Origin of the sequence: Streptomyces blastmyceticus, from assembly GCF_039521185.1 — a bacterium.
GTDB classification, from domain to species: domain Bacteria; phylum Actinomycetota; class Actinomycetes; order Streptomycetales; family Streptomycetaceae; genus Streptomyces; species Streptomyces blastmyceticus.
Genome location: NZ_BAAABW010000027.1, coordinates 106,011 through 116,157 on the forward strand (window position 1 = coordinate 106,011; position 10,147 = coordinate 116,157).

The following is a 10,147-nucleotide window of genomic DNA, read 5'->3' on the forward strand; positions in this document are numbered from 1 at the left end:
CCGCGTCAGGATTCGGTGCCGTCAAGGCTGTCGAGGTCGAGTGCCATGTCGATGAGGTGCTGGAGGTCCATCTCGTCGATGGACCCGGCCGCGTCGTCGGCATGGGCAGTGGGTGTCGCCGCCTGGGGGTCGGCCAGCTGGAGAAGCGACTCCAGCAGTCCGGCCTCCCGGATCCTGCTGATCGGGAGGGCCGCCAGGGTCCTGCGCAGTTCGGCGTCCTGGGGGTCGGTGTCCACGACCGCGGGACCGGCGGCCGTGCTGTGCCCGGCCGGGGCCAGTTCGCGCAGCAGTTGCTCCGCGAGGGCCTGCGGGGTCGGGTAGTCGTAGACGAGGCTGGCGGGCAGCCGGAGCCCGGTCGCCGTGCCCAGCTTGGTGCGCAGCTCGACCGCGGTGAGCGAGTCGAAGCCGAGCTCGCTGAAGGCGCGTCCGACGCCGACGTCGGTGGCGGAGGCGTGGCCGAGGGCGGCCGCCACGTGCTCGCGGACCACCTCCAGCAACGCGTCCCGCCGTTCGCTCTCCGTCAGCTGGGCCAGTCGCTCGCGCAGCCCGGACGCCGGTGCTCCCGCCGTGTCCTCGCCGTCGGTGCCGTCCCGCAGGGCGGTACGGACCTGCGGGAGATCGTCGATCAGCGGGCTCGGGCGGGCCGCTGTGAAGGCCGGGGCGAAGCGCTGCCAGTCGACGTCGACCACGGTCGCGGCCGTCTCGTCGCGGGACAGCACCCGCAGCAGGGCGGCCATGCCCGACTCCGGTGACATCGGCGGCAGGCCGCGCCGGCTGAGCTGCTCGGAGGCGTCGCCCTCGGCGGCCATGCCGCCGTCCGCCCACGGGCCCCAGGCCACCGAGGTCGCGGTCAGGCCGCGCGCCCGGCGCTGTTCGGCGAGCGCGTCGAGGAAGGCGTTGGCCGCGGAGTACGCGCCCTGCCCACCACTGCCCCACACCCCGGCGATCGACGAGAAGAGGACGAAGGCGTCGAGCGTACGGTCCTCGGTGTCGCCCGGGAACAGGCTGTCCAGGTGGACCGCGCCGGTCGTCTTGGCCGCCACGACCGAGGCGAACCCGGGGAGTTCGGTCCCGGTGCCGGGCACCTGGGAGACGCCCGCCGCGTGCACCACGGCCCGTACCGGGGCACCGTCCGCCGCCAGCTTGTCCACCAGGGAGGCGAGCGCCTCGCGGTCGGCCACGTCACAGGCCTCGACGGTCACCACGGTGCCGGTGCCGGACAGTTCGGCCACGATCTCGGCCGCGCCGGGCGCGTCGGCGCCCCGTCGGCTGAGCAGCACCAGCCGTTCGGCGCCGGAGCCGGCCAGCCGTCGGGCGACGTGCTTGCCCAGCGCGCCGGTGCCGCCGGTGACCAGGACGGTGCCGCGCGGCGTCCACTCCTCGCCGCCGCCGGGCGCCGTCCGCTGCGCCAGGCGCCGTACGAACAGCCCTCCGGCGCGGATCGCGAGCTGGTCCTCGTCGCCGGGCGCTCCGGCCAGCACGCCGGCCAGCCGGGACAGCGCCCGCTCGTCCAGCGTCTCCGGCAGGTCGACCAGGCCGCCCCAGCGCTCGGGCTGCTCCAGGGCGACGGCCCGGCCCAAGCCCCAGACCTGCGCCTGCGCGGGGCTGTCCAGCCGGTCGATGCCGTCGACGGAGACCGCGCCGCTCGTGGCGCACCACAGCCGCGCCGAGGCGTACTCCGCACGCCCCGCCAGCGCCTCGGCCAGCGCGTTGGTCAGCGCCAGGCCGACCGGCACCGCGGGGTGGGCGGGGTGCGCCCGCTCGTCCAGCGCCAGCAGCGAGAACACTCCGGCCAGCGGGCCTTCGGCGGCGGTCGCCGACGCCAGCCGGGCGGCGAGCGCCTCGGGCTCGGTGTCCGCCGCGTCCAGCTCCACGCGTATGATCCGCGCCGCGCGCCGCGCCAGGTCCTCGGTGACCGCGCCGACCCGGGCGTCGTCCGCGAGGCTCGCGGGGGCGACGACCAGCCAGGTCCCGGCGGGGTCCGACGGCCGCTCCTGCGGCTGCGGCTTCCAGGCGACGTTGTAGAGCCGGCCGTCCGCCGTGGTCTTCTCCTGCTCCCTGCGCCGCCACGACGACAGGGCGGGCAGCACGGCGCTGAAGGGCTGCTCGCCCTCCACCGCCAGCTCGGCGGTGAGGGTTCCCATGTCCTCGCGCTCGACCGCGTCCCAGAACCGCGCGTCGACCGCGTCCAGCGCGGTACCCGCGGCGGGCGCCTCCGCGGTGCCGCCTTCCGGCCAGAACCGGCGGGGCTGGAACGCGTATGTCGGCAGGTCCTCGACCCGGCGGGCGCCGGTGCCCGCGTAGTACGCGGCCCAGTCCGGCGTCACTCCACGGACGTGCAGCCGGGCGATCGTCTGGATCAGCGCCTCCGCCTCCGGACGACCCTTGCGCAGCCCGGCCACAAAGGCGGCCTCGACACCGGTGACGCAGTCCTGCGCCATCGCCGTCAACACACCGTCCGGACCCAGCTCGACGAAGGTGGTGACGCCCTCGGCCTCAAGGGCGCGGATGCCGTCGAGGAAACGCACGGCCTCACGGACGTGACGCACCCAGAAGTCCGGGCTGGTGATCTCCTCGGCGGAGACCACCGCACCCGTCAGGTTCGACACGATCGGGATACGCGGAGCCTCGTACGACAGCCCCTCGGCGACCGTGCGGAAGTCCTCCAACATGCCGTCCATGCGCGGCGAGTGGAAGGCGTGCGAGACCGTCAGACGCTTGGTCTTACGACCCCGCGCCTCAAAGCTTGCGGCGATCGAGACAGCCGCGTCCTCGTCACCCGCGATCACCACAGAGGCAGGGCCGTTGAGAGCGGCAATGCTGACACCCTCCGTCAGCAGCGGCAGCACCTCCTCCTCGGACGCCTGCACCGCGATCATCGCGCCGCCAGCCGGGAGTTCCTGCATCAGGCGACCACGAGCGGCAACCAGCTTGGAAGCATCAGCAAGAGACAGCACGCCTGCCACATGCGCAGCAGCCAGCTCACCGATCGAGTGACCCGACAGGAAGTCCGGCGTGATGCCCCACGCCTCGACCAGACGGAACAGTGCCACCTCGACCGCGAACAGCGCGGGCTGAGTGAAGCCCGTCCGGTCCAGCGCCGAGGCGTCGTCCCCGAACAGCGCGCTCTTCAGCGGCAGTTCGAGATGCGCGTCCAGCTCCGCGCAGACCGCGTCCAGCGCCTCCGCGAACACCGGGAACGCGTCGTACAGCTCACGCCCCATCCCCAGCCGCTGGCTCCCCTGGCCCGTGAACAGGAACGCCGTCCTGCCACCGGCCACCGAACCCTCGACCAGACCCGCCGCCGACTCACCGCGCGCCAGCGCCTCCAGGCCCCGGCCGAGCTCGTCGGCGTCCTGTCCGAGCAGCACCGCGCGGTGCTCCAGGGCCGAGCGGGTGGTGGCCAGGGAGTGGGCCAGGTCGAGCGGGCGCAGCCCCTCGGTGGTGTCCAGGTACGAGCGCAGCCGCCCGGCCTGGGCGCGGAGGGCGTCCGCGCTCCGTGCGGAGACCGGCCACGCGAGGACGGGCAGGTCCGTCCCGGCGTCGGCGGCCGGGGCCGCGTCGGCCGGAGCCTGCTCGATGAGCGCGTGGGCGTTGGTGCCGCTGAAGCCGAAGGAGGAGACGGCGGCGCGGCGCGGGCGGCCGGTCTCGGGCCACGGGGTGGTCTCGGTCAGCAGCTCGATGTCGCCCGCCGCCCAGTGGACGTGCGGGGTGGGCTCGTCGACGTGCAGGGTCTGCGGCAGCACGCCGTGCTCGATGGCCTTGACCATCTTGATGATGCCCGCGACACCGGCCGCGGCCTGCGTGTGGCCGATGTTGGACTTCACCGAGCCGAGGAGCAGCGGCTGTCCCTCGGGCCGGTCCTGGCCGTAGGTGGCGAGCAGCGCCTGGGCCTCGATCGGGTCGCCCAGCGTCGTGCCCGTGCCGTGCGCCTCGACCACGTCCACGTCGGAGGCGGTCAGGCCTGCGTTGGCGAGTGCCTGGCGGATGACGCGCTGCTGCGAGGGGCCGTTGGGGGCGGTCAGGCCGTTGCTGGCGCCGTCCTGGTTGATGGCGGTGGCGCTCAGCACGGCGAGGACCGGGTGGCCGTTGCGCCGTGCGTCCGAGAGCCGCTCCACCAGCAGGACGCCGACGCCCTCGGACCAGATGGTGCCGTCCGCGTCGCCGGAGAACGCCTTGATCCGGCCGTCGGCGGCCAGGCCGCGCTGCCGGCTGAACTCCAGGAAGGCGCTGGGGGTGGACATCACCGTGACGCCGCCGGCCAGTGCCAGTGAGCACTCGCCGCTGCGCAGCGCCTGCGCGGCCAGGTGCAGTGCCACCACCGACGACGAGCACGCGGTGTCGACGGTGAGGGCGGGGCCTTCCAGGCCGAAGGTGTACGAGAGCCGGCCGGAGGCCACGCTCGCCGAGTTGCCGGTGCCCAGGTGTCCTTCGAGGCCCTGCGGCTCGTTCAGCCACAGGGTCAGGTAGTCCTGGTCGTTGGAGCCGATGTACACGGCGGTCTTGCTGCCGCGCAGCGTGACCGGGTCGATGCCGGCCCGCTCGAACGCCTCCCAGGTGGTCTCCAGCAGCAGTCGCTGCTGCGGGTCCATGGCGAGGGCCTCGCGCGGCGAGATCCCGAAGAAGTCCGCGTCGAAGTCGGCGACGTCGTGCAGGAAGCCACCGTGGCGGACGTAGCTGGTGCCTTCGAGGTCGGGGTCGTCGCTGTAGAGGGTGTCGAGGTCCCAGCCGCGGTCCACGGGGAAGGGGGTGATCCCGTCACCGGCGGAGACCAGCAGCTGCCAGAGGTCCTCGGGCGAGCGGACGCCGCCCGGGAAGCGGCAGCTCATCGCCACGATGGCGATCGGGTCGTCGTCGGCCGAGGCCGTGGCCACCGTGGCCGGGACGGCCGCCTCGGCGGTGTCGCCGACGATCTCGGTGCGCAGCCAGTCGGCCAGGACGAGCGGGGTCGGGCGGTCGAAGACCAGCGTGGGCGAGAGGCGCAGCCCGGTCGCCTCGCGCAGCTGGTTGCGCAGCTCGACGGCGGTCAGCGAGTCGAAGCCCAGCTCCTTGAACGCCCGGCTCTCCTCGACCTCCTGCGGGCCCGCGTAGCCGAGCACCGCCGCGACCTGCGTACGGACCAGGTCGAGCAGCAGCCGGCGCTGCTCGGACTCGCCCAGTCCGGCGAGCCGTCGGGCCAGGCCGAGGTCGCCTGCGCCGGTGGCGGCGTGCACCGCGCGGCGCGCCGGGACGCGGACCAGGCCGCGCAGCAGCGGCGGGATCCCGCCCGCGGCGGCCTGCTTGCGCAGCGCCGCGGTGTCCACGTGCATCGGGGCGGGTGCGGCCTCGGCCGTGGTGAGTGCCGCGTCCAGCAGCGCCAGGCCCTCCGCCGGCGACAGCGGGGGCAGGCCCGCGCGCCGCATGCGGCTGATGTCGATCTCGTCCAGGGCTGCCGCCATGCCGGCGCCGGCCCACGGGCCCCACGCCAGGGAGGTGGCCGGGAGCCCCTCGGTCCTGCGGTGCGTCGCCAGGGCGTCCAGGAACGCGTTGGCGGCGGCGTAGTTGCCCTGTCCCGGGCTGCCGAAGAGTCCGGAGGCGGAGGAGAAGAGGACGAACGCGGAGAGGTTCAGCTCGCGCGTCAGCTCGTGCAGGTTCCAGGCCGCGTCGACCTTCGGGCGCAGCACGTGTGCGAGCCGCTCCGGCGTCAGGGAGGCGGTCAGGCCGTCGTCGAGCACTCCGGCGGTGTGCACGACGGCGGTCAGCGGGTGGGCGGCCGGGACCGAGCCGATGACCCGGGCCAGTGCGTCGCGGTCGGCCGCGTCGCAGGCCGTCCAGGTCGCCTCGGCGCCCGACTCGGCCAGTTCCGCGGTGAGTTCGGCGGCCCCGTCGGCTTCGGCGCCCCGGCGGCTGACCAGCAGCAGGCGGCGTACGCCGTGCTCGGTGACCAGGTGCCGGGCCACCAGCCCGCCCAGTGCGCCGCTGGCGCCGGTGACCAGCACCGTGCCGTCGGTGTTCCAGACGGTGGCGGTGTCGTCCGTGACCGGCACGCGGGCCAGCCTCGGTGTGCTGACGACGCCCGAGCGGACGGCCAGTTGCTCCTCGCCCGAGGCCAGCGCGGCCGACAGCGGGGCACGCGCCTGCCAGTCGTCGATGTCCAGCAGGACGAAGCGGTCGGGGTTCTCGGCCTGCGCCGAGCGCACCAGGCCGCGTACGGCGGCCTGGGCGAGGTCGTGCGGGGAGGCCGTCAGCACCAGCCGCGAGTCGGCGAACCGCTCGTCGGCCAGCCATGCCTGGATCAGGGTGAGCGCCTCGGCGGTGGCGCGGTGCGCCGCGACGGCGGCGTCCTGGTGCTCCTCCGTGCCGGGCGGGGCGAAGACGAATTCCGGTACGTCCGCGCCGGACGCGACGGCCTCGGCCAGCGCCGCGAGGTCGGCGTACGCCGGGATGTCCGCGCCCGCCGGGGCGGCGGAGCCCAGGGCGGCCCACCGGCTGCTGTCCGCCGCGCCCGTGTCGGTCGCGCCCGTCAGTTCGGTCCATTCCACCCGGAACAGCGATTCGTGGTGGGTGGCCCGCGCGGTCTGCAGCTGCTCGGCCGTGACCGGGCGCAGTGCCAGTGCCGCCACGGCGGCGACCGGGGCGCCGGTCGCGTCCGCGATCTCCAGCCGTACACCTTCGGTCCCCTGAAGTTCCAGGCGCACCCGCAGCGCGGCGGCGCCGCTCGCGTACAGCGACACCCCGGTCCAGGCGAACGGCAGCCGTCCCTGGCCCTGGTCGTCGGCGTCGAGTGCGAGGGCGTGCAGCGCGGCGTCCAGCAGCGCCGGGTGCAGGCCGAACGCGGTGGCCTGGGCCGCGTCGGGCAGGCGCACCTCGGCGAAGAGCTCGGTGCCGCGCCGCCAGGCGGCCGTGAGCCCCCGGAAGGCGGGGCCGTAGGGAAGTCCGCCGGTGGCGAGGGTCGCGTAGAGCTCCTCGACATCGGTTGCCTCGGCGCCGTTCGGCGGCCATTCGGTCAGCGCGAAGTCCGGTCGCGGGGCGCCGGTGGCGAGGAGGCCACTGGCGTGCCGGGTCCACGGCGCCTCGGCCGGGGCGTCCGCCACTCGGGAGAGCACGGACAGCGGGCGGCGGCCCTCGCCGTCGGGCGCGCCCACCACGAGCTGCAGCCGGACGCCGCCCCGCGCGGGCAGCACCAGGGGTGCTTCCAGGGTCAGTTCGTCCAGGTGGTCGCAGCCGACCTGGTCCCCCGCGCGGATCGCCAGCTCGACGAAGGCGGTGCCGGGCAGCAGTGCCGAGCCCAGGACGACGTGGTCGGCCAGCCACGGGTGGGTGTCCAGGCCCAGCCGTCCGGTGAACAGGAACCCGTCGCTCTCGGCGAGCGGCACGGCCGCGCCCAGCAGCGGGTGGTCCGCGGACTCCAGCCCCACGGCGGTCACATCGCCGGTCGGCGCGCCGGGCTCCAGCCAGAACCGCTGGTGCTGGAAGGCGTACGTCGGCAGGTCCACACGGCCCGCGCCGGTGCCCGCGAAGTACGCGGCCCAGTCGACCGCCGTACCGCGCACGTGGGCGCGGGCGACGGCCGTGGTGAGTGCCTCGGCCTCCGGGCGGTCCTTGCGCAGCACCGGCACGAACGCCGCGCCGTCCGTGGTCACGCACTCCTGCGCCATGGCGGCGAGCACGCCGTCGGGGCCCAGTTCGAGGTATGTGGTGACGCCCTGTGCTTCGAGCGTGCGGACCTTGTCCAGGAACCGTACGGCGTCGCGGACGTGCCGCACCCAGAACTCGGGGCTCGTGATGTCACCGGTGCAGACCACGGGGATCCGCGGGGCGTGGAACGTCAGCTTCTCCACCACGGTGCGGAAGGCGTCGAGCATGCCGTCCATGAGCGGGGAGTGGAACGCGTGGCTGACCGTGAGGCGCTTGGTCCTGCGGCCCTGCGCCTCGAACCCGGCCGCGATCTCGGTGACCGCGTCCTCGTCGCCGGAGACGACCACGGACGTGGGACCGTTGAGGGCGGCGATGCCGACGCGGTCGCCCAGCAGCGGGAGGATCTCGTCCTCGCTCGCCTCGATCGCGGTCATCGCGCCGCCGGCGGGCAGTTCCTGCATCAGGCGGCCGCGGGCGGCCACGAGCTCGCAGGCGTCCGCCAGGGACAGCACCCCGGCGACGTGCGCCGCGGCGAGCTCGCCGATGGAGTGCCCGGCCAGGGCGTCCGGCCGCACACCCCATGTCTCGAGGAGCCGGAACAGGGCCACTTCGAGCGCGAACAGCGCGGGCTGGGTGAAGCCGGTACGGTCCAGCGGCTCGGCCTCGGAGCCGAACAGCACGTCCTTCAGCGGTCGTTCGAGGTGCGGGGCGAGGCCGTCGCAGACCGCGTCCAGCGCCTCGGCGAAGGCCGGGTACGTCTTGTACAGCTCGCGGCCCATGCCCAGCCGCTGGCTGCCCTGGCCGGTGAAGAGGAACGCGGTCCTGCCACCGGCCACCGCGCCCTCGACCAGGCCCGGCGCGGACTCGCCGCGGGCCAGGGCGTCCAGGGCGGTGCGGAAGCCGTCGCGGTCGGCGCCGACGATGACGGCGCGGCGCTCCAGGGCGGCCCGGCCGGTCGCCAGGGAGCGGCCGATGTCGGCCACGGCGGCGGGCGCGCCGTCGAGGTGGGCGGCGAGGCGGCGTGCGTTCTCGCGCAGCGCGGCCTCGCTCTTGGCGGAGAGGGTCCAGGGCAGGACGGGCGGTACGACGGCGGGGGCGGCCGGAGCGTCCGCGTCCGTGCTTTCCGCCGTCTCCTCGGGCGCCTGCTCCAGGATGGTGTGGGCGTTGGTGCCGCTGACGCCGAACGCCGATATCCCGACGCGGCGCGGCTGGCCGGTCTCGGGCCACGGCCGGGCCTCGGTCAGCAGCTCGACATCGCCGGCCGCCCAGTCGACCTCCGGCGTGGGCTCGTCCACGTGCAGGGTCTGCGGCAGCACGCCGTTGCGCATCGCCATGACCATCTTGATGATGCCGGCGGCACCGGCGGCGGCCTGGGTGTGGCCGATGTTGGACTTCAGGGAGCCCAGCCACAGGGGCTGCCCCTCGGGCCGCTCCTGGCCATAGGTGGCCAGCAGCGCCTGCGCCTCGATCGGGTCACCCAGCGTCGTACCCGTGCCGTGCGCCTCGACGACGTCGACCTCGGCGGCGGACAGCCGGGCGTTCTCCAGCGCCTGCCGGATCACACGCTGCTGCGCGGGACCGTTGGGAGCGGTCAGGCCGTTGCTCGCACCGTCCTGGTTGACGGCCGAGCCGCGCACGACCGCCAGCACCTGGTGGCCGTTCTTACGGGCGTCGGAGAGCCGCTCGACCAGCAGCACACCGACACCCTCGGACCAGCCTGTGCCATCGGCCGAAGCGGCGAAGGACTTGCAACGGCCGTCGGCCGACAGACCGCGCTGCCGGCTGAACTCCACGAAGACATCGGGGTTGGGCATCACGGTGACGCCGCCGACCAGCGCCAGCGAGCACTCGCGCGTGCGCAGCGCCTGGGCCGCCCAGTGCAGGGCGACCAGCGACGACGAGCAGGCGGTGTCGATGGTGGCGGCCGGGCCCTCCAGGCCGAAGGTGTAGGCGATCCGGCCGGACAGCACGCTGGTGGCGCCGCCGGTCAGCAGCAGGCCCTCCAGCCCTTCGGGTGCGCCCTGGAGGTCGTTTCCGTACCCCATGGCGGCGGCACCGACGTAGACGCCGGTCTTGCTGCCGCGCAGCGTGGCCGGGTCGATCCCGGCCCGCTCGAAGACCTCCCAGGAGGTCTCCAGCAGCAGGCGCTGCTGCGGGTCCATGGCGAGGGCCTCGCGCGGCGAGATCCCGAAGAAGGCGGGGTCGAACTCGGCGGCGCCGGGGAGGAATCCGCCGCCGCTGTTGTAGAAGGTGCCCTTGCGCTCGGGGTCGGGGTCGGCCAGGGACTCGATGTCCCAGCCGCGGTCCTCCGGGAAGCCGGAGATGGCGTCGCCACCGCGGTCGACCAACTGCCACAGGTCCTCGGGGGACTGCACGTCCCCGGGGAAGCGGCAGCTCATCGCGACGATCGCGATCGGCTCCTGCGCCTCCTCCTCCACCTCGGTCAGGCGGCGGCGTGCCCGGCGCAGCTCAGTGGTCATCCACTTCAGGTTGTCGAGAAGCTTCTCTTCGTTCGCGCTAGCCACTGAAC

1 protein-coding gene is annotated in these 10,147 nt (G+C 74.5%); it reads right to left on the reverse strand.

All coding sequences use genetic code 11. From position 1 onward, the window contains the following. Positions 1-5: 5 nt before the first annotated feature. Positions 6-10,142, reverse strand: a complete 10,137-nt coding sequence (locus ABD269_RS27405; protein ID WP_344122133.1) for a type I polyketide synthase — start codon at positions 10,140-10,142, stop codon at positions 6-8. Positions 10,143-10,147: the final 5 nt, after the last annotated feature.